The sequence below is a fragment of the Bradyrhizobium sp. LB11.1 genome (genome assembly GCF_040549385.1).
Taxonomy (GTDB): Bacteria; Pseudomonadota; Alphaproteobacteria; order Rhizobiales; family Xanthobacteraceae; genus Bradyrhizobium.
This window is the reverse complement of record NZ_JBEPTH010000016.1, coordinates 37,722-56,547: the sequence shown is the minus strand read 5'-3', so window position 1 is coordinate 56,547 and position 18,826 is coordinate 37,722. Positions and strand designations below refer to the sequence as shown.

Below are 18,826 nucleotides of genomic sequence, written 5' to 3'. Positions count from 1 at the left end.
GATGATCGACTGCGTCGAAAACCAGCTCCTCACCTCGCGCCGCGGTCTTCTGCTCGGCGGCGCCTCCTTCGCGGCCTGGGCCTATTTGCCGAAATTCGCCCGCGCGGCCGATGGGCGCGATCCCCGGCTGGTCGTGGTGATCCTGCGCGGTGCGCTCGACGGGCTCGCGACCGTCGCGCCGGTCGGCGACCCCGATTATGCCGGCCTGCACGGTTCGATCGCGCTCACGGCGGGCGGCGCGCATCCCGCGCCGATGCTCGATTCTTTCTTTGCGCTGCATCCGGCGATGCCGGAATTTGCGCGGATGTATCGCGCCCAGCATGCTGCGGTGATCCACGCCGTCGCGACGCCCTATCGCGATCGCTCGCATTTCGACGGCCAGGACGTGCTCGAGAGCGGCTACGCCGGGCCGGGCCGGGTGCAATCCGGCTGGCTCAACCGCGCGCTCGAAGCGCTGCCGCGTGGCGAGCGCGTGTCGAGCGGTCTCGCGGTCGGTCCGACCACGCCGCTGGTGCTGCGCGGCAATGCGCCGACCGTCGGCTGGGCGCCGGTCGCGCTGCCGCAGGCCGACGACAACACCGCGATGCGGCTCGTCGATCTCTACCGGCATCGCGATCCCGCTTTGGCCTCGGCGCTGTCGCAAGGTCTCCAGTTGGAGAAGTCCGCGAGCGGCGACGACATGAAGCCGAAGCCCGGCAACGCAGTCGCGCAGATGCGGCAGGTCGCGCGCGGCGCGGCAAAACTGATGGCCGCCGATGACGGTCCGCGCATCGCCGCGCTCGCCTTCGACGGCTGGGATACGCATGCCAATGAAGGCGGCCCGGTCGGGCGGCTTGCCTTCCTGCTCGGCGGTCTCGACGGCGCGCTCGCCGAATTCGAAAGTGGCCTCGGTGACCGCTGGCGCGACACCGTCGTCGTCGTCGCCACCGAATTCGGCCGTACCGCGCGCATCAACGGCACCGATGGCACCGACCACGGCACCGGCACCATCGCGCTGCTCGCCGGCGGCGCGGTGAAAGGCGGCCGCGTCATCTCCGACTGGCCCGGCCTCAAGCCCGCCAACCTCTTTGAGGCCCGCGACCTCAAGCCCACCACCGACCTCCGCTCCGTGATCAAGGGCGTGCTGCAGAGTCAGTTCGGCCTGTCGGATCAGGTGCTGGCGAGGACAGTCTTCCCGGACAGCGCAAGCGCAAGGCCGATGAAGGGGCTGGTGGCTTAACCTCTCCCCGTAAGAAAGGGGCGAGGGAGTGCAGGAGCGGTGCTTCCCTCACTGCAGAAGCCAGCTAAAATGTCCGTTCGCGCTGCGATCCTAACCTCTCCCCGCTCTTATGCGGGGAGAGGTCGGATTGCGCAGCAATCCGGGTGAGGGGCAAGGCAATGCGTGGCCACAACGAAAAGCCCATCCGACTCGCAAGGCGGTTGCGCGTCGATCAGACGGATGCGGAGACGGTCCTCTGGAATCGCATCCGCAATCGAAGGGTCGATGGACACAAGTTCGTCAGACAGGAGCCGATCATCGGTTACATCTGTGATTTCGTGTGCCGCGAGAAGCGGCTGATCGTTGAAGTTGATGGTGGGCAGCATAATGAATCGGCAGCGGATACTGTCCGAGATCAACGCCTAGGAGAGAAGGGCTACAAGGTACTTCGTTTCTGGAACAACGACGTTCTTGGCAATATCGAAGGTGTTCTCAACCGTGATTCACTCCGAACTCGCGGAGGCAGCCCCTCACCCCACCCTCTCCCCGTAAGAACGGGGCGAGGGAGTGAGAGGGCGGTGCCACCCTCACTCCGGGAGCCAGCTAAATGTTCCGTTTTCGCGGCGCGATCCGGGTGAGGGGCAGGGCACACTGTTTGCCGAAGCGACAGCCCATCCGACTCGTACAACGATCGTGCGTGCAAGGCGCGCGTCGTTTACAATTGCGATCGAACTCGCGGAGGCGACCCCTCACCCCACCCTCTCCCCGTAAGAACGAGGCGAGGGAGTGAGGGGGCGGTGCTTCGCTCACATCAGGAGACCACCCGCATGTACATCGCCATGAACCGCTTCCGCGTCACCAAGGGATCGGAAGACGACTTCGAGCAGGTCTGGGCGTCGCGCGACACCCATCTGGACAAGGTGCCGGGCTTCGTCGAATTCCATCTGCTTAAAGGGCCCGAGCTCGAGGACCACACGCTTTACGCCTCGCACACTGTGTGGGCGAACCACGCGGCGTTCGAGGCCTGGACCAAGTCGGAGGCGTTCCGCGCGGCGCATGCCCGCGCCGGCGACAACAAGCCGCTTTATCTCGGCCATCCCCAGTTCGAAGGCTTTGAGGTGATGCAGACGGTCGGACGCGGCGCGAAGTAACGCCGCGCCGTGAGAGTTAGCCCTTGGTGATCCCATCGATCTCGGCGAGATCGCCCGCGCTGAGCTGCCAGGCGATCGCCTTGACGTTCTGCTCGACCTGCTCGACGCGGGTGGCGCCGGCGATCACGCTCGACACCTGCGGGCGCGCCGCGAGCCAGGAGAAGGCGAGCTCCAGCATCGAATGGCCGCGTGCCTTGGCAAAAGCCTGGAGCTTCTCGACGATGTCCTCGTTGCGCGGCGTGACGTAGCGGTCGCGCAACGCCGGCGCCTTGCCGAAGCGCGTGTCGGCGGGGGCCGTCGCGCCGCGCTGGTATTTGCCGGTCAAGAGGCCGCTCGCCAGCGGGAAGAACGGCAGCAGGCCGAGCTTGTATTCCTGGGCTGCGGGCAGCAAATCCTTTTCGATGTCGCGGACGACGAGGCTGTACTCGTCCTGGGCCGAGACGAAGCGGCTGACGTTCATCGCGCGCGCGGTGAACTCGGCCTCGGCGATGCGCCACGCCGGAAAGTTGGAATGGCCGATGTAGCGGACCTTGCCCTGGCGGACGAGATCGTCGAGCGCGCGCAGCGTCTCTTCCATCGGCGTCAGCGGATCGTAATCATGCTGCTGGTAGAGATCGATGTAGTCGGTCTTGAGTCGCGTCAGGCTGGCCTCGACCGCGTTCATGATGTAGCGGCGCGAGGCACCCTGCTTGATGCCGTCAGTCGCCATCGGCTTGGAATATTTGGTGGCGAGCACGATGTCCTTGCGGCGGTCGCCGAGCACGGTGCCGAGCACCGTCTCCGAACCGCCCTGGCCTGCATAGATGTCGGCGGTGTCGAACAGCGTGATGCCGAGATCGATCGCGCGGTGGATCACCTTGCGCGAGGTCTCCAGATCGGTGCGCTGGCCGAAATTGTTGCAGCCGAGGCCGACCGCGGACACGCGCAGGCCGGAGCCGCCGAGATTACGAATTTCCATGGGATGTCCTGTCAGAAGAATGCAGGCGGCCATTGTGACCGCGGTGCGACGCAGCGGCAAGCGCTTGCCTGCGTTGCAGCCATGCCGACAAAGAATTGCAGACAAAAAATGCGGCCCCTGTCAGACGCGGCGACTGACGGGGACCGCTTGGGGCGCTTGATCTGTGACGGGGGCCTGATCAGACGCAACTACAACCTAATCCCGGTGTGTTACGCGCCGGTGACAGGCGGAGTTATCCACAGGGCATCGCGCTTCGTGGATATCAGAAGATCTTGCGATAGACGATGAAGCCTGAGCGCTCCGCGACCTTGTCGTACAGGCTCTGCGCCGTCGTGTTGGTCTCATGCGTCTGCCAGTAGACGCGCGGCGCGCCCGCGAGCTTGGCTCGCTCGTACACACCGTGGATCAGCGCCGAGCCGACACCCTTGCCACGGGCGGCTTCAGTCGTGAACAAATCCTGCAAATAGCAGGACGGCTCGATCGCGGTGGTGCTGCGGTGGAAGAGATAGTGCGTCAGACCGAGCAGCTGCCCATTGCTCTCGGCGACCAGCGCATGCACCGGCTCATAGGCATCGAAGAAGCGCTGCCAGGTCACGCGCGTGATCTCGGGCGCGAGTGCGGTCGGGCCGGAGCGGCCGTAGAAGGCGTTGTAGCCGTCCCACAGCGGCAGCCATTGATCGTAGTCCTGCCGTGCGACGGAGCGAATGGTGAGCGACATGTGGTGAACTTCCGCGATCGATGAAGTGTCCTTCATACGTGATGAGGGGCGGGTCGATCAATCGTGGCGTCTGGCATCACTCCGCGACGCGCAGATACCGCATCAGCTTTCGCCCCGTGGGGTCGCGCAGCGCGCGATAGTAGTCAGCACGCGCCGGCGAGTCGGTATGGCGCACGAGGTCGGTCACCGGCGTGTAGCTCAGCATGCGGCCGCCGTCGGGCAGCGCGGTGCAGACGAAGCGCAGCACCTCGCCATTGCGCAATGCGATATTGATCGGCGTGGCGTCGCCGATCCGCACCATCTCCATGCGCTGCGCGATGAAGACGCCCAGCTCGTCCTCCGGCAACTCGAGCGCGCCGGTGTCGCGGCCGTGATACATCAGCGCGACGAAGGGCGGCTTGTCGTCAGCCTTCTCGTCCGGCAGCGCGAAATAGTCGCGGAATGCGCGGTTGATGAATTCGGCGCGGGTCTCGGCATCGAGCAGCACGATGCCGATGTCGATCTGGTCGAGCGCCGCCGACAGCCGCGCGGCAGTCGCGTGGTTTTGCCGCTCGGCGGCGAAGGCGTCGAGCAGGCGCTCGCGCATCAGGCCGGTGATGCCAGCGGTGCCGGCGGTCGCGAGCGCAAGCAGGCCGAGCTGCGCGAGATCAGCCGCGGCAAAGCCGGGCGCGGCGCGACGGCTGAGCGCGAGCAGCGTCGCGCCGATCACCGCGATGGCAGCGCTGCCAAGTGCGGATGCAAGGCCCGACAGCGAACCCGCAAGCGCCACGATGCAAACGAACAGCGGTGCAAGCGAGAGCGCGGGAGCGCGACGGTCAAGCAGGATCGCCAGCAGTGCAATCGCTGCCGTTAGTACGGGACCGGAAATGGCACGCCATCCGAACCGCATGGGACTGGCTCGTTCCTCCCTGAACGAGATAACGCCATCAGACTGAGCCATGGTTGCACAAGCGCAATCCGGTATCGCGCGGCGCGCTTAAGCGGCGCTTGCCAGGGTGCGCAAAGCTTTCGGATGATTTTAGACCAAATGCGCGTGCATGATGCGCTGTTGCGGCACGGGCGCATTCAGCGTCGACGCCCCCGGGTCCTTGCGGGTGCCAGCGAAAATCAGAAGCGACGCCGCGATCAGAATGGCCGCAGTCAAGGTGATTGCAACGACTACCACGGGCGACTTCATGGGTGTCCTGTCGCGATGCCGGTCGGCGCGGGGCCGCGCGGCACCTTGAAGGTCATCCAGGATGAAACGGGGATCAGACCGGCAGACCCATCGCCATGGTCGCCTTGGTCGACAGCACCGTGAGGGTGACGATCAGGCACAGCGAGAGGGCGGCGACGGCGAGCGAGGCCGAGACCGCGTTGGTCAGCCGGGAAGACGAGACGGTATCGGTTTGGCCTCGAAATCCGACCGTGCCGGACGCCCGAATCATGGTCTAAATCCTTCAACGTGCGAGCGAATCACCCGCGACGTCGAACAACTTCACAATTTCAGCCGGCAATATTGGGGCGGCTAACGCGCCGAAAATGGCGCAATTGCGGCAAAGGTTAACGCTATGCCCGCTATTTCTTAACGCGGAACCGGTTTTCAGGCCCCGGCCGCGATGCTGGCGGGGTCGTCGATCTCGGCCGGCCGCCAGTCCATCGCCACGAAACCTTGCGCTGCTTCCACGCGTTTCAGCCAGTCGCGGATCGCCGGGAAGGGTGAAAGGTCGAAGTCGCAGCGGTCGGCGAGGTGGGTGTAGCCGTAGAGCGCGATGTCGGCGACCGTGAGTTGGCGGGCGGCGAAGTAGGCGTTGGTCTTGAGGTGGTTTTCCATCACCTGGAGCGCGCCATAGCCGCGCTCCATCCAGTCCTCCAACGCGTGGGTCTGGAGGTCGCGGCCGCCCTTGACCAGCGACAGCCAGAAATAGGCGGCGCCGATATTCGGCTCGAGCGCGTGCTGCTCGAAGAACATCCATTGCAGCGCCTCGGCGCGGTCGATGCGGTTCTCCGGCGCGAGCGGCGTGCCGATGGCGACGTACCAAAGGATGGCGTTGGACTCGGCGAGGAAGCGGTTGTCGCCGACCTCGAGCAGCGGCACCTGGCCCGACGGGTTCTTGGTCAGGAAGTCCGGCGTGCGGCTTTCGCCGCGCAGAATGTCCACCTCGACCGCTTCGTAGGGTACGTTCAGAAGCGCCAGCGCGAGGCGGACCTTGTAGCTGTTGCCCGAGCGCTGCATCGAATAGAGCTTGTACATTCTGGGAGTTCGATTCCGGGATCAGGAAGGCGCGGTGCTTGTTGCCCCGCACCGCGGCTAAACAATGATGCCGATGCGAATCCGCCGCAAGGGCTGGCTCATAGAAAAACTCGAAAACCCTACCGCACTGCAACGGCGCGGAAAATCATTTTCGTGCGACCCTGCAAATCAGATCACGCTTGCGTCAACGTCCACGGCGCATCGCTTCGCTACGCAACGGCCAAATTGCTCCGAGGACAAGCCTTGCCGGATATGAGGGGTTTGCCCGGCAAAGATGCGGAAAATTGCGGGAAATCGAGCCTCGAAACGCTCCAAACTCCGTAAACTTTTTCGAGATCGGGCCAAAGTTTCTTGCGGTGCAGCGGCACACGTTTTAGGGTGTCTCCATTCCCACAATCAGAGTCGTGAAGCCAAAGGGTTCACGACGCTTGTCAGGAGATGACGATGTCCTTCCTTGCCGCTGCGCTCGACCGTGTGAAGCCGTCCGCAACCATCGCGGTCACGGATAAAGCACGTGCGCTGAAAGCGGCGGGCCGCAACGTCATCGGTCTCGGCGCCGGCGAGCCTGACTTCGACACGCCCGCCAACATCAAGCTGGCGGCGATCCACGCCATCGAATCCGGCAAGACCAAGTACACTGCGGTCGACGGCATTCCGGAGCTGAAGGACGCGATCATCGCGAAGTTTCAGCGCGAGAACGGCGTCGTCTACAAGCCGAACCAGATCATCGTCGGCACCGGCGGCAAGCAGGTGCTCTACAACGCGCTGATGGCGACCATCAATCCGGGCGACGAGGTGATCATCCCCGCGCCGTACTGGGTCAGCTATCCCGAGATGGTGGCGCTCGCCGGTGGCGAGCCGGTGCCGGTGGTCTGCACTGCCGCGGCCGGCTTCAAGCTCCAGGCCGAGGCGCTCGAGCGCGCGATCACGCCGAAGACCAAATGGGTGATCCTGTGCTCGCCCTCGAACCCGACCGGCGCGGCCTACACCAGGGCCGAGCTCAAGGCGCTCACCGACGTGCTGGTCAGGCATCCCCATGTGTGGGTGATGACCGACGACATGTACGAGCACCTCGTTTATGACGACTTCCAGTTCACCACCGTCGCGCAGGTCGAGCCCGGTCTTTACGACCGTACGCTCACCGTGAACGGCGTGTCGAAAGCCTATTGCATGACCGGCTGGCGCATCGGTTACGCCGGTGGCCCCGCGCAGCTGATCAAGGCGATGTCGACCATCCAGTCGCAGTCGACCTCCAACCCGTCCTCGATCTCGCAGTGGGCGTCCGTCGAAGCGCTGAATGGTCCGCAGGACTTCATCGCCGCCAACAACAAGGTGTTCAAGGAGCGCCGCGATCTCGTCGTCTCCATGCTCAACCAGGCCAAGGGCATCGAATGCCCGCGGCCCGAGGGCGCGTTCTACGTCTATCCGTCCTGCGCCGGCACGATCGGCAAGACCGCGCCGTCGGGCAATGTGATCGGAAACGACGAGCAGTTCGTCACCGAGTTGCTGGAGACCGAAGGCGTCGCCGTCGTGCAGGGGTCAGCCTTCGGCCTCGGCCCGGCGTTCCGCATCTCCTACGCGACCAAGACCTCGGATCTCGAAGACGCCTGCAAGCGCATCCAGCGCTTCTGCGGCAACCTCCGCTAAATCCGCAGTAACGATCCGACATGAAAGGGCCCGCGCAAAGCGGGCCCTTTCATGTCCGCGCGATCTGGCACGCCCACGACTCTTGTGGCATAGAACGCCCGCGGCTTCCTGCCGCGCCTCTCTGCTCGCATCACATTCATCGCCGGAGATATTTCATGCGCCGCTCACTTTTCCTAGCCGGGCTTGCTGCTGCGAGTCTCGTTGCCTCCGTCGCCACTAGCGGTGCGCAACAGCGGATGGTCCGGCTTGGTGTGCTCGAATGCCGCGGCGGCGCCAGCGTTGGATTCATCGTGGGATCAGTGACCAATCTCGGCTGCGTGCTGCGCGCCGACGGGTTGCCGGAAGACCGCTATGTCGCGACGATCCGTAAAGTCGGCCTCGACCTCGGCATCACCCAGGAAACCACGCTGGCCTGGGGCGTGTTCGCACCGGTCGACCGGCTCGGGCCCGGCGATCTCTCCGGCAATTATGCCGGCGCGCAGGGCAGCGCTTCGGTCGGCGTCGGCTTGGGCGGCAACGTGCTGGTCGGCGGCTCCAACAATTCGATCGCGCTCCAGCCGCTCAGCTTGCAGGGCCAGGTCGGCCTCAACGTCGCGGCCGGACTCGAGAGCCTGGAACTCCGTCCGGGCCGTTGACGATGTGACGTGGCGTGAAATGCGCCGTTCCATGCGCGTTTCCGCGACGACGCACCGCAGCGACGTTTGACGCTTGCCAAAGCTCGGGGACGGGCAGAGCATCTGCGCTTGCCGACCCAATCATGGGCCGAGCTCCACACCAAGGAGGCGGCGAATGGGACAAGACGTCAGAAGTCCCCGAGGTCCACGGTGCATTGCGCTGGTGGGCCCTTTCCAAAGCGGTAAAACCACACTTCTCGAAGCGATCCTGGCGCGGACGGGCGCAATCCCGCGCGCCGGCAGCGTCGACGCCGGAACCTCCGTCAGCGATGCCAGTGCCGAGGCCCGCCATCACAAGATGACCGTTGGCCTGACTGCCGCCACCACGAGTTTCATGGGCGACAGCTATACCTTCCTGGATTGTCCCGGTTCCGTCGAGTTTGCCCACGACATGCGCGCCGCGCTTCCCGCGGTCGACGCCGCAATCGTGGTCTGCGAGGCCGACGAAAAGAAGCTGCCGCAGCTTCAGATCATCCTGCGCGAACTGGAGGAGCTGAAGATCCCCCGTTTCCTGTTCCTCAACAAGATCGATCGCGCCAACAACCGCATCCGCGAGACGCTCGCGATGCTCCAGCCCGCCTCGCGCGTGCCGCTGGTGCTGCGCCAGATCCCGATCTGGAAGGGCGATCTGATCGAGGGATTCGTCGATCTCGCACTGGAACGCGCGTTCGTCTATCGCGAGCACAAGGCCTCCGAAGTGGTCACGCTCGACGGCGGCAATCTCGATCGCGAGAAGGAGGCCCGCTTCTCGATGCTGGAGAAGCTCGCCGATCACGACGACGCGCTGATGGAGCAATTGCTCGAGGACATCCAGCCGCCGCGCGACGCGGTGTTCGACGACCTCGCCCGAGAGTTGCGTGAAGGGCTGATCTGCCCCGTGCTGCTGGGCGCCGCGGCGCGCGAAAACGGCGTGCTGCGTCTGATGAAGGCACTGCGCCACGAGGTGCCTGATGTCACCGAAACTGCAAAACGACTTGGCTTGCCCGAGAGCAAGGACGCGCTCGGCTTCGTCTTCAAGACGCTGCACTCGCAACACGGCGGAAAGCTGTCGTTGACGCGGCTGCTCGCCGGTCATCTCGACGACGGCGCCACGCTGCAATCCGCCTCCGGTGGAATGGGCCGCATCTCCGGCATCCTCGCCGTCAACGGTGCCTACGACAGCAAGCGGGCCTCGGCGGAAGCTGGTGATACCGTGGCGCTCGCCAAGCTCGACCCGGTCAAGACCGGCGACACCGTCTCGAGCGGCAAGACCGCGCCTGCTGCGCTCGCAGTCAGCGAGCCGACACCGCCGGTGCTCGCGATTTCGGTTGCCGCCACCGACCGCAAGGACGACGTCAAGCTCGGCCAGGCGCTGGCGCGGCTGCACGAGGAGGATCCGTCACTCGTCTTTGTGATGAACGCCCAGACCCATGACACCGTGCTGTGGGGGCAGGGCGAGATGCATTTGCGTGTCGCCAGCGAGCGCTTGCGCGACCGCTTCGGCGTCAAGATCGCATCGCATCCACCCGCGATCGGCTACCAGGAAACCATCCGCAAGCCGATCGTCCAGCGCGGCCGCCACAAGAAGCAGTCCGGCGGTCACGGCCAGTTCGGCGACGTCGTGCTCGACATCAAGCCGCTGCCGCGCGGCGAGGGTTTCAAGTTCGCCGAGAAGGTCGTCGGCGGTGCGGTGCCGCGCAACTATATCGGCGCGGTGGAAGAGGGCGTCGTCGACGGATTGACGCGCGGCCCTCTCGGTTTCCCCGTCACCGATTTGCAGGTGACGCTGACCGACGGCTCCTATCACAGCGTCGATTCCTCCGACCTCGCCTTCCGCACGGCGGCGCGGGTCGGATTGAACGAAGGCCTGCCGCTATGCCAGTCGGTGCTGCTGGAGCCGATCCACGTGGTCGAGATCGTCTGTCCGACCGACGCCACCGCCAAGATCAACGCGATCCTGTCGGCGCGTCGCGGCCAGATCCTCGGCTTCGACACCCGCGACGGCTGGAGCGGCTGGGACTGCGTCCGCGCCATGATGCCGGAGGCCGAGATCGGCGAGCTGATCGTCGAGCTGCGTTCGGCCACGGCAGGCGCGGGCAGCTTCACCCGCCAGTTCGACCACATGGCCGAAGTCACGGGACGCGCAGCCGACCAGATCATCGCCGCGCATCAACACGCGGCGTGAGCTGTTAGGAAAACATTCCTCTCTCCTCTCTTCGCATTTGCGGGGGAGAGGAGAGGTAAGTCCGTGCCCTCTCCACGCGTCATTGCGAGCGCAGCGAAGCAATCCAGAGTCTTTCCGCTGAGGAATTCTGGATTGCTTCGCTGCGCTCGCAATGACGGAGGAGATAGACGGGAGGCGTTTGCGTTCGCCCATGTTTGATGTATTTTACATCATTGTACATGCTTCAGATATCATTTATAGGCTCTGACACGTGAGGCCAAGGTGATCACGTCATTCCAGATGCGGGCAGCTCGCGCGTTGCTTGGCATTGACCAGAAAACCCTGGCCGAGCTCGCCGGCGTGTCGCTGCCGACCATCCAGCGGATGGAGGCCTCGACCGGCAATGTGCGCGGCGTGGTCGAGACCTTGATCAAGGTGGTCGAGGCGTTCGACCGGGCCGGCGTCGAGCTGATCGGCGAACAGGCCCGCAGCGACAGCGGCGGGCGGGGTGTTCGCCTCAAGGAGCCGGGGCCGCCGCGACGCGTCGGGGCGTGATCGCGCTGATCGTGCCCGGGATCAGGATGGACTAGCGCATCGTCGCACGCGCGCTGCACGATGCACCGGAGCATTGTGGGGCCAGCGGAGCACTTTGCTGAAATGAGCATCACGAGCGATCACGCAAGGGAGCTGCGTCAGATGCGCCAGCCGACCTTTGCCGAACTTTATCTGCCAAAGCTCATCACGGTCTGGCGCGAAGGCTATGGCCTGTCGGATGTCCGCGCCGACGTGTTTGCCGGCCTCACCGTCGCGATCGTCGCGCTGCCGCTCTCGATGGCGATCGCGATCGCATCGGGCGTGACGCCGGACCGTGGGCTCTACACGGCCGTCGTCGGCGGCTTCATCGTGTCGCTGCTCGGCGGCAGCCGGTTTCAGGTCGGCGGGCCCGCAGGCGCCTTCATCGTGCTGGTCGCGGTAACGGCGGAGCGCCATGGCGTCGACGGCGTCATCCTCGCCACCATGATGGCGGGCATGGTCCTGATCGCTGCGGGCCTGTTACGCATCGGCACCTACATCAAGTTCATTCCCTATCCCGTCACGGTCGGCTTCACCGCCGGCATCGCCGTGATCATTTTTGCGAGCCAGCTGCGCGATCTCTCAGGCATCACGCTCGCGGGGAAGGAGCCGAGCGCATTCGTGCCGAAACTCGTCGCGCTCGCCGGTGGTCTGAACACCATCAATCCCTCCGCAATTGTGGTCGCTCTCGTCAGCATCGCCATCATTGCCGGCCTGCGGCGCTGGCGGCCGTCCTGGCCCGGCATCCTGATCGCGGTCGCGCTCGCGGCGATCGCGACCGCCGTGCTGTCGCTGCCGATCGAGACCATCGGATCGCGCTTCGGCGGCATCCCGCGTGAATTGCCGTCGCCGGCGCTGCCGGCGTTCTCAATTGCAAAGGCGACGGCGGTGCTGCCCGATGCGATCTCGTTCGCACTCCTCGCCGCGATTGAATCGCTGCTGTCCGCTGTGGTCGCCGACGGCATGACCGGACGCCGCCACCGCTCCAACTGCGAACTCGTCGCGCAAGGCGTTGCCAATATCGGTGCGGCGCTGTTCGGCGGCATCTGCGTCACCGGCCTGATCGCGCGCACCGCGACCAACATCCGCGCCGGCGCGCGCGGGCCGCTGGCGGGCATGCTGCATTCGGTCTTCCTGCTGCTGTTCATGCTGGTCGCAGCGCCGCTTGCGAGCTACATCCCGCTCGCCGCACTCGCCGCCGTGCTCGTCGTGGTGTCATGGACCATGGCGGAGAAGCAGGAATTCGCGACGCTCCTGCGCTCCTCCTGGGGCGATGCCGTCGTGCTGCTCGCGACTTTCCTGCTCACCATCTTCCGCGATCTCACCGAAGGCATTCTGGTCGGCTTCGCGCTCGGCGCGGTATTGTTCATCCATCGCATGGCGGAGATGACCGGCATCGAGGAGCGCTCGCCGCTGGTGGCGGCCGATCGTCCCGATGACGGCAATGGCGAGCGCGTGCCCTACGATTCCGCGCTCGCGGTCGACCGCGACGTGCTGATCTATCGCATCACCGGCGCGTTCTTCTTCGGTGCGGCGTCGGCGATCGGCAACGTGCTCGACGGCATCGCCGACACCCGCAAGGGCTTCGTGGTCGATTTCGCCGCGGTGCCGTTCCTGGATTCGACCGCGGCGAACGTGCTCGGCCGCGTCGCCGCCAAGGCGCACCGCCAGGGCATCGAGCTCTTTATCACCGGCGCCTCGCCATCCGTCCGCCAGGCGCTGCTGACCCACGGCGTCACGGAGCCGCACGCGCATTATCGCGAGACCATCGAGGGCGCGGTCGCTGCCATCAAGGGCGCCCCCGGCGCGCTCGAATTTACAGGTCATCAGCCGCCTGCTTGACAGGACCGGCGGGACACGAAATGGATCGCCTGCATCAATTTCCCGGGAGGGATCCTGCAAGGTGACGATCGTGCCCAAACCGCCCGCAGCCTGTTTGATCGGATGGCCGGCAGCTCATTCGCGCTCGCCGCTGATCCATCATTATTGGCTGCGCACGCTCGGCATCGCAGGCGGCTACGTCATCGAGGCTGTTCCGCCTCAGGATCTGCGTGATTTCGTGCTGCGGCTGTCGATGCGCGGCTTCGTCGGCGCCAACGTCACCATTCCGCACAAGGTCGGCGTGCTGGAGCTGTCCACGCCCGATGCGCGTGCCAAGGCCGTGGGCGCCGCCAACACGCTGTGGTTCGCCGACGGAGAGCTGCGCTCGACCAATACCGATGTGGAGGGCTTTCTCGGCAATCTCGACGCCAGCGCGCCCGGTTGGGACAACGCCGACGAGGCGCTGGTGCTGGGGGCCGGCGGCTCCTCGCGCGCGGTGGTGTTCGGCCTGCTTGAACGCGGTGTCACACGCGTTCATCTCGCCAACCGCACGTTGGCGCGGGCCGAGGCGCTGGCGGCGCAATTCGGGCCGAACGTGCGTCCGCTTGCCCAGGACGGGATCAATGACGTCCTGCCGCGGGCGCAACTTCTCGTGAACACGACCTCGCTCGGGATGCACGGCCAGCCCGCACTCGAGGTCGATGTGGCGCGGCTGCCGCCGTCCGCCGTCGTTGCCGACCTCGTCTATGTCCCGCTGGTGACGCCGCTGCTCGTGGCCGCCATGGCCCGCGGGCTGAACACCGCCGACGGGCTCGGCATGCTCCTGCATCAGGCGGTGCGCGGCTTCGAACTGTGGTTCGGCCAGCGGCCGCAGGTGACCGCGGAACTGCGCGCGCTGGTCGAGGCCGATCTCACAAAGACTTGAGAGAATAGCCCGCCGTCTCCGGCGTTCACTATCCGTGGGGACAATCGGAGACCGTCATGACCATCCAACGTGCTAATTTCACGCGCCCGCTCATCGCCGTTGCGATGGTGGCCGCTTCCACCCTCTGTGCCGTCGCGCAAAAGGCGCCGGTGCCGACCCGCGTGCGCGGCACGATCGAGAGCGTCGACGGTGACCTGATGCAGGTCAAGTCGCGCAGCGGCGAGGACGTCAAGCTCCACATCGCATCCGACATCCGCATCGCCGGCGTCACCAAGATCTCGCTCACCGACATCAAGGTCGGCTCTTTCGTCGGCGCCACCACCGTGCCGGGACCGGACGGCGCCCAGAATGCGGTCGAGGTTCACGTGTTTCCGGAGAGCATGCGCGGCACCGGCGAAGGCTCTCGGCCCTATGACCTCAAGCCCAATTCCAGCATGACCAATGCCACGGTGTCGGAGAGCGTAGTCGGCAATGACGGCCATACGCTGCTGGTGAAGTACAAGGACGGCGAGAAGAAGGTGTTCGTCTCCGATATGACACCAGTGGTGACGTTCGTGCCCGGGGACAAGTCCGAGCTGAAAGCCGGCGCCAAGGTAGTCGCCTTCATGAAGCAATTGCCGGATGGCTCGTTCGAGACTAACCGCGTCAGCGTCGGACGCGACGGCCTGACACCGCCGATGTGATCGGGAATTCAGGGAATAGCGCCGATCAGACGGGGTTGCCCTGTCTGATCGGCGTAACGCCCTGGAGGGACAAGGTCATGTCGAAGTTGAACAGCTGGATGCCGCGCGCCGTTGCGGCTGCTTTCGCCACCTGCATCTTCATTTCAATTGTCTCGGCGCAGCAGACGCCGACCGTCCGCATCCGCGGCACCATCGAGAGCGTCGACGGCAACACGCTCGGGATCAAGACCCGCGAGGGCACCGACGTGAAGATGAACATGACCGATAACGTCGCCGTCTTCGCCGTGGTCAAGACGCAGCTCTCCGAAATCAAGGAAGGCTCTTACATCGGTGTCACCGCCATGCCCGAGCCTGACGGCACGCAGATGGCCATTGCCGTGCATATCTTTCCGGAGAACCAGCGCGGCGCCGCCGAAGGTTTTCGCCCCTGGGATGCCCGCGCCAACTCGACCATGACCAACGCCACCGTGGCGCAGACGGTCAAGGGCGCCAACGGCCAGAACATCACGGTCAAATACAAGGACGGCGAGAAGAAAGTCGTGGTGCCGCCGGAGACCCCGATCGTCACCTTCGTTGCCAGCGACAAGTCGGAAGTGAAGCCCGGCGCCAAACTGATCATCTTCGGTGCGGCGAAGAAGGACGACGGCACGCTGGAAGCGAACCGCGTGAATGTCGGCCGCGATGGCGTCACGCCGCCGATGTGAGGGGGCGAGCACTGGACTCGTAGGGTGGGCAAAGGCGCGAAGCGCCGTGCCCACCATCTTGCTGCGTTTCGCGAAGTTGGTGGGCACGCTTTCGCTTTGCCCACCCTACGGCACCGTCGTTACGGCGCCTCCGCAATAATGTGTTCGTCGATCTCGTCGATCCTGTTGACGCCGCACAGGCCCATGGTCGTGAGCAGTTCTTTCTGGATGATGTCGATCGCCTTGGCGACGCCGGCCTGGCCGCCCGCACCCAGGCCATACGCATAAGCGCGGCCGATCATGCAGGACTTGGCGCCGAGCGCGAGCGCGCGCATCACGTCCTGGCCGGAACGAATACCGCCGTCGAACATGATCTCCATCTTCTCGCCGACCGCATCGGCGATCTCGGGCAGCACCTCGATTGAGGACGGCGCGCCGTCGAGCTGACGGCCGCCATGGTTGGAGACGACGAGGGCCTGCGCGCCGGTCTTGGCGGCTTCCTCGGCGTCCTCGACGTCCAGAATGCCCTTGATGATGAGCTTGCCCGGCCAGATGCTCCGGATCCACTCGACGTCCTTCCAGTTCAAGGAGGTGTCGAACTGCGATGCGGTCCATTCGGCGAGCCGGTTGAGGTCCTCGGTGTTCTTCACGTGGCCGGCGATGTTGCCGAAGGTGCGGCGCTTGCCCTGTAGCACGCCGGAGACCCAGGCCGGCTTGGTTGCGAAATCGATGAACTTCGACAGCGACCATTCCGGCGGGATGGTCATGCCGTTCTTGATGTCGGCATGGCGCTGGCCGATCACCTGGAGGTCGACGGTCAGCACGAGCGCGCTGCACTTCGCTGCGATCGCGCGCTGGACCAGGTCCTTGATGAAGCCGCGGTCCTTCATCACGTAGAGCTGAAACCAGAACGGCTTCTCGACGGCGGCAGCGATGTCCTCGATCGAGCAGATCGACATGGTCGACTGCGTGAACGGGATGCCCGCGGCCTGCGCCGCGCGGCAGGCGTGAATCTCGCCGTCGCCGTGCTGCATGCCGAGCAGGCCGACGGGCGCCAGGATCAGCGGCATCGTCGATCGCTCGCCGAGGATCGTGGTCGAGGTATCGCGCTTGGAGACGTCGACCAGAATGCGCTGGCGGAACTTGATCGCCTGCATGTCGTCGCGGTTGGCGCGCAGCGTTTCCTCGGCATAGGAGCCGCGGTCGCAATAGTCGAAGAACGCCTTCGGCACGCGGCGCTTATGCAGCGCGCGAAGATCGTCGATACAGGTGATGTGCTTCATGAACGTTCCCCGGCCCGCCTTGTCTCAAAAGTCTTGCATCGGAAGGTTTCGGGGTCATCTAGCATGGTTGGAAGCACAGCCAAATCGTTTGCGAGAGGGGCGCCATGACCAAGCCGCACACAGGACCTTCGCCGGAGGAGATCAAGGAGAAGCAGGCCCTCGACGACGCGCTCGAGGAGGGGTTGGAAGAGACCTTTCCGGGCTCCGATCCCGTCAACGTCACCCAGCCGGCGCCGAGCCGCGCGGACGGTCATGTGAAGCGAAAGGATTAGCCCGGAGTTCCCGCTTGGCACTGCGCTTCAGCAGGAAATATAATGTTAACAATAAGTTACCAGGGCGAATCCAGCCCCGGTTCCGTAATGTTTCATCATATTTCTTGAAGCCAAGTTAGCCGCGAACGCTTTATAAGATCCCTGGGTAATCAGGGATGGCGGAGCCGTACAAGGCATCCGGTAGTTGTCGTGGGGATCCTTGGTTGTCGCGTGGGGGACGATATGAGCCGCAAATATTTCGGGACGGACGGGATTCGGGGCCGCGCCAACGGACTGATCACGCCGGAGCTCGCGCTCAAGGTCGGCCAGGCCGCGGGCCTCGCGTTCCAGCGCGGTGAGCATCGCCATCGGGTCGTGATCGGCAAGGACACCCGCCTGTCCGGCTATATGATCGAATACGCGATGGTCGCTGGCTTCACCTCGGTCGGCATGGACGTGCTGCTGGTCGGCCCGATGCCGACGCCGGCGGTGGCGATGCTCACCAAGTCGATGCGCGCCGACCTCGGCGTGATGATCTCGGCTTCGCACAATCTGTTCGAGGACAACGGGATCAAGCTGTTCGGGCCGCAGGGTTTCAAACTTTCCGACGACCTCGAGAAGCAGATCGAGCTGCTGCTCGACGAGCCGATCGACAAGAGGCTCGCACAAAGTGCGAGCTTGGGGCGTGCCCGCCGTATCGACGGGGTGCATGACCGCTACATCGAATTCGCCAAACGCACGCTGCCGCGCGATCTCTCGCTCGACGGCCTGCGCGTCGTGATCGACTGCGCCAACGGTGCCGCCTACAAAGTGGTGCCGGAAGCGCTGTGGGAATTGGGCGCCGACGTGGTGCCGATCGGCGTCGAGCCCGACGGCTTCAATATCAACAAGGATTGCGGCTCGACCTCGCCGGAAGCGTTGTCGCGGAAGGTGCGCGAGATGCGCGCCGACATCGGCATTGCGCTGGACGGCGATGCCGACCGCGTCATCCTGGTCGACGAGCGCGGTCATGTCGTCGACGGCGACCAGTTGCTGGCTGTGATCGCGCAGAGCTGGAAGGAAGACGGTCGGCTGTCGCGTCCCGGAATCGTCGCCACCGTGATGTCCAATCTCGGCCTCGAGCGCTTCCTGAAAGGGCAGGGGCTCGACCTCCTGCGCACGCCGGTCGGCGACCGCTACGTGCTCGAGCAGATGCTGAACGGCGGCTACAATCTCGGCGGCGAGCAGTCCGGCCACATCATCCTGTCCGACTACGCCACCACCGGCGACGGTTTCGTGGCCGCATTGCAGGTACTGGCCGTGGTGCAGAAGCTGCGCCGGCCGGTGTCGGAAGTCTGCCACCGCTTCGACCCGCTGCCGCAGATCCTGAAGAACGTCCGCCACAAGGGCGGCAAGCCGCTCGACGATTCCGAGGTGAAGTCGGCGATCTCCGACGGCGAGAAGCGGCTCAACGGCCACGGCCGCCTCCTGATCCGCTCCTCCGGCACCGAGCCCGTGATCCGCGTCATGGGCGAGGGCGAGGACCGCGGTCTGGTCGAGGACGTCGTCGACACCATCGTCTCCGCGCTTGGGCAAGCTGCGGCGGCGGCCTAGCGACAACCACAGTATCGTAGGGTGGGCAAAGCGGAAGCGTGCCCACCACTTCCGTGACGTGGGCACGGCGCAAATGCGCCTTTGCCCACCCTACGATTCCTTCTTCCTGGCGAGATCCTGGACCCTCATGGTGAGGAGCCCGCCAGGGGCGGGCGTCTCGAACCAAGCAGGCCGCCGTGCTGCTTCGCAGTGAGACCGGACCCGCGCATCCCAGCTATCGACGATTGGCGGTGGTTCGGCCGCTTCCGGCATCGTAGTCAGGCAGTGCGGCGGTTCGCCGCGCCTGCCGGGA

At 65.0% G+C, this 18,826-nt stretch carries 19 protein-coding genes and 1 pseudogene; 13 read left to right on the top strand and 7 right to left on the bottom strand.

Annotation, left to right across the window (positions count from 1 at the left end; genetic code table 11):
• The first annotated feature begins 1 nt into the window (after position 1).
• The 3 genes and pseudogenes from ABIA96_RS30800 (at position 2) to hmuQ (ending at position 2,349) form a co-directional block, all read left to right on the top strand.
• Entirely contained in the window at positions 2-1,219 is a 1,218-nt protein-coding gene (locus ABIA96_RS30800) for a DUF1501 domain-containing protein (RefSeq protein WP_354140690.1), read from the top strand.
• 158 nt (positions 1,220-1,377) lie between these two features.
• A pseudogene (locus tag ABIA96_RS30795) lies at positions 1,378-1,750 on the top strand (endonuclease domain-containing protein).
• 275 nt (positions 1,751-2,025) lie between these two features.
• Complete coding sequence (gene hmuQ / locus ABIA96_RS30790) at positions 2,026-2,349, top strand: heme-degrading protein HmuQ (RefSeq protein ID WP_354140689.1); 324 nt, start codon at positions 2,026-2,028, stop codon at positions 2,347-2,349.
• Between the two features lie 16 nt (positions 2,350-2,365).
• On the opposite strand, the gene ABIA96_RS30785 is transcribed toward hmuQ, so the two are convergent.
• The 6 genes from ABIA96_RS30785 to ABIA96_RS30760 form a co-directional block, all read right to left on the bottom strand.
• Complete coding sequence (locus tag ABIA96_RS30785; RefSeq protein ID WP_354140688.1) at positions 2,366-3,307, bottom strand: aldo/keto reductase; 942 nt, start codon at positions 3,305-3,307, stop codon at positions 2,366-2,368.
• Positions 3,308-3,569: 262 nt separating this feature from the next.
• On the bottom strand, positions 3,570-4,025 hold the full coding sequence (locus ABIA96_RS30780) for a GNAT family N-acetyltransferase (RefSeq protein WP_354140687.1): 456 nt from the start codon (positions 4,023-4,025) through the stop codon (positions 3,570-3,572).
• Positions 4,026-4,101: 76 nt separating this feature from the next.
• Entirely contained in the window at positions 4,102-4,914 is an 813-nt protein-coding gene (locus ABIA96_RS30775; protein ID WP_354140686.1) for a PAS-domain containing protein, read from the bottom strand.
• 129 nt (positions 4,915-5,043) lie between these two features.
• Positions 5,044-5,202, bottom strand: coding sequence for a hypothetical protein (locus ABIA96_RS30770; protein ID WP_354140685.1), 159 nt, complete (start codon positions 5,200-5,202; stop codon positions 5,044-5,046).
• Between the two features lie 73 nt (positions 5,203-5,275).
• Complete coding sequence (locus ABIA96_RS30765; protein WP_354140684.1) at positions 5,276-5,452, bottom strand: hypothetical protein; 177 nt, start codon at positions 5,450-5,452, stop codon at positions 5,276-5,278.
• Positions 5,453-5,607: 155 nt separating this feature from the next.
• A complete protein-coding gene (locus ABIA96_RS30760) occupies positions 5,608-6,258 on the bottom strand; it encodes a glutathione S-transferase family protein (RefSeq protein WP_354140683.1) in 651 nt (216 codons plus the stop codon).
• A gap of 444 nt (positions 6,259-6,702) precedes the next feature.
• Here ABIA96_RS30760 and ABIA96_RS30755 point away from each other — a divergent pair, with 444 nt between their 5' ends.
• The 8 genes from ABIA96_RS30755 (at position 6,703) to ABIA96_RS30720 (ending at position 15,428) form a co-directional block, all read left to right on the top strand.
• On the top strand, positions 6,703-7,905 hold the full coding sequence (locus ABIA96_RS30755; protein ID WP_354140682.1) for a pyridoxal phosphate-dependent aminotransferase: 1,203 nt from the start codon (positions 6,703-6,705) through the stop codon (positions 7,903-7,905).
• A gap of 155 nt (positions 7,906-8,060) precedes the next feature.
• Positions 8,061-8,540, top strand: coding sequence for a DUF992 domain-containing protein (locus tag ABIA96_RS30750; RefSeq protein WP_354140681.1), 480 nt, complete (start codon positions 8,061-8,063; stop codon positions 8,538-8,540).
• A gap of 154 nt (positions 8,541-8,694) precedes the next feature.
• Positions 8,695-10,743 carry an elongation factor G gene (locus ABIA96_RS30745; RefSeq protein ID WP_354140680.1) on the top strand — a complete coding sequence of 683 codons (2,049 nt, stop codon included), beginning with the start codon at positions 8,695-8,697 and terminating at the stop codon, positions 10,741-10,743.
• Between the two features lie 261 nt (positions 10,744-11,004).
• On the top strand, positions 11,005-11,277 hold the full coding sequence (locus tag ABIA96_RS30740) for a helix-turn-helix domain-containing protein (protein WP_008566993.1): 273 nt from the start codon (positions 11,005-11,007) through the stop codon (positions 11,275-11,277).
• Between the two features lie 102 nt (positions 11,278-11,379).
• On the top strand, positions 11,380-13,137 hold the full coding sequence (locus ABIA96_RS30735) for a SulP family inorganic anion transporter (RefSeq protein ID WP_354140679.1): 1,758 nt from the start codon (positions 11,380-11,382) through the stop codon (positions 13,135-13,137).
• A 70-nt stretch (positions 13,138-13,207) separates the two neighbouring features.
• Positions 13,208-14,041 carry a shikimate dehydrogenase gene (locus ABIA96_RS30730; protein ID WP_354140678.1) on the top strand — a complete coding sequence of 278 codons (834 nt, stop codon included), beginning with the start codon at positions 13,208-13,210 and terminating at the stop codon, positions 14,039-14,041.
• A 56-nt stretch (positions 14,042-14,097) separates the two neighbouring features.
• Positions 14,098-14,724, top strand: a complete 627-nt coding sequence (locus tag ABIA96_RS30725; protein WP_354140677.1) for a hypothetical protein — start codon at positions 14,098-14,100, stop codon at positions 14,722-14,724.
• 77 nt (positions 14,725-14,801) lie between these two features.
• A complete protein-coding gene (locus ABIA96_RS30720) occupies positions 14,802-15,428 on the top strand; it encodes a single stranded DNA-binding domain-containing protein (protein WP_354140676.1) in 627 nt (208 codons plus the stop codon).
• Positions 15,429-15,547: 119 nt separating this feature from the next.
• On the opposite strand, the gene ABIA96_RS30715 is transcribed toward ABIA96_RS30720, so the two are convergent.
• Positions 15,548-16,690 carry an alpha-hydroxy acid oxidase gene (locus tag ABIA96_RS30715; RefSeq protein ID WP_354140675.1) on the bottom strand — a complete coding sequence of 381 codons (1,143 nt, stop codon included), beginning with the start codon at positions 16,688-16,690 and terminating at the stop codon, positions 15,548-15,550.
• Between the two features lie 104 nt (positions 16,691-16,794).
• Here ABIA96_RS30715 and ABIA96_RS30710 point away from each other — a divergent pair, with 104 nt between their 5' ends.
• Positions 16,795-16,962 (top strand): hypothetical protein, encoded by a 168-nt coding sequence (locus ABIA96_RS30710; RefSeq protein WP_354140674.1) that lies wholly within the window; start codon positions 16,795-16,797, stop codon positions 16,960-16,962.
• A gap of 222 nt (positions 16,963-17,184) precedes the next feature.
• Positions 17,185-18,534 carry a phosphoglucosamine mutase gene (gene glmM, locus ABIA96_RS30705; protein ID WP_354140673.1) on the top strand — a complete coding sequence of 450 codons (1,350 nt, stop codon included), beginning with the start codon at positions 17,185-17,187 and terminating at the stop codon, positions 18,532-18,534.
• Positions 18,535-18,826 lie beyond the last annotated feature (292 nt).

Coding starts and splice junctions, on each gene's coding strand:
- ABIA96_RS30760 (WP_354140683.1), bottom strand. CDS start 6,258: ATGTACAAGCTCTATTCGATGCAGCGCTCGGGCAACAGCTACAAGGTC.
- ABIA96_RS30725 (WP_354140677.1), top strand. CDS start 14,098: ATGACCATCCAACGTGCTAATTTCACGCGCCCGCTCATCGCCGTTGCG.
- ABIA96_RS30765 (WP_354140684.1), bottom strand. CDS start 5,452: ATGATTCGGGCGTCCGGCACGGTCGGATTTCGAGGCCAAACCGATACC.
- ABIA96_RS30800 (WP_354140690.1), top strand. CDS start 2: ATGATCGACTGCGTCGAAAACCAGCTCCTCACCTCGCGCCGCGGTCTT.
- ABIA96_RS30745 (WP_354140680.1), top strand. CDS start 8,695: ATGGGACAAGACGTCAGAAGTCCCCGAGGTCCACGGTGCATTGCGCTG.
- ABIA96_RS30780 (WP_354140687.1), bottom strand. CDS start 4,025: ATGTCGCTCACCATTCGCTCCGTCGCACGGCAGGACTACGATCAATGG.
- ABIA96_RS30710 (WP_354140674.1), top strand. CDS start 16,795: ATGACCAAGCCGCACACAGGACCTTCGCCGGAGGAGATCAAGGAGAAG.
- ABIA96_RS30720 (WP_354140676.1), top strand. CDS start 14,802: ATGTCGAAGTTGAACAGCTGGATGCCGCGCGCCGTTGCGGCTGCTTTC.
- ABIA96_RS30750 (WP_354140681.1), top strand. CDS start 8,061: ATGCGCCGCTCACTTTTCCTAGCCGGGCTTGCTGCTGCGAGTCTCGTT.
- ABIA96_RS30755 (WP_354140682.1), top strand. CDS start 6,703: ATGTCCTTCCTTGCCGCTGCGCTCGACCGTGTGAAGCCGTCCGCAACC.
- ABIA96_RS30715 (WP_354140675.1), bottom strand. CDS start 16,690: ATGAAGCACATCACCTGTATCGACGATCTTCGCGCGCTGCATAAGCGC.
- hmuQ (WP_354140689.1), top strand. CDS start 2,026: ATGTACATCGCCATGAACCGCTTCCGCGTCACCAAGGGATCGGAAGAC.
- ABIA96_RS30770 (WP_354140685.1), bottom strand. CDS start 5,202: ATGAAGTCGCCCGTGGTAGTCGTTGCAATCACCTTGACTGCGGCCATT.
- ABIA96_RS30785 (WP_354140688.1), bottom strand. CDS start 3,307: ATGGAAATTCGTAATCTCGGCGGCTCCGGCCTGCGCGTGTCCGCGGTC.
- ABIA96_RS30735 (WP_354140679.1), top strand. CDS start 11,380: ATGAGCATCACGAGCGATCACGCAAGGGAGCTGCGTCAGATGCGCCAG.
- ABIA96_RS30775 (WP_354140686.1), bottom strand. CDS start 4,914: ATGCGGTTCGGATGGCGTGCCATTTCCGGTCCCGTACTAACGGCAGCG.
- glmM (WP_354140673.1), top strand. CDS start 17,185: ATGAGCCGCAAATATTTCGGGACGGACGGGATTCGGGGCCGCGCCAAC.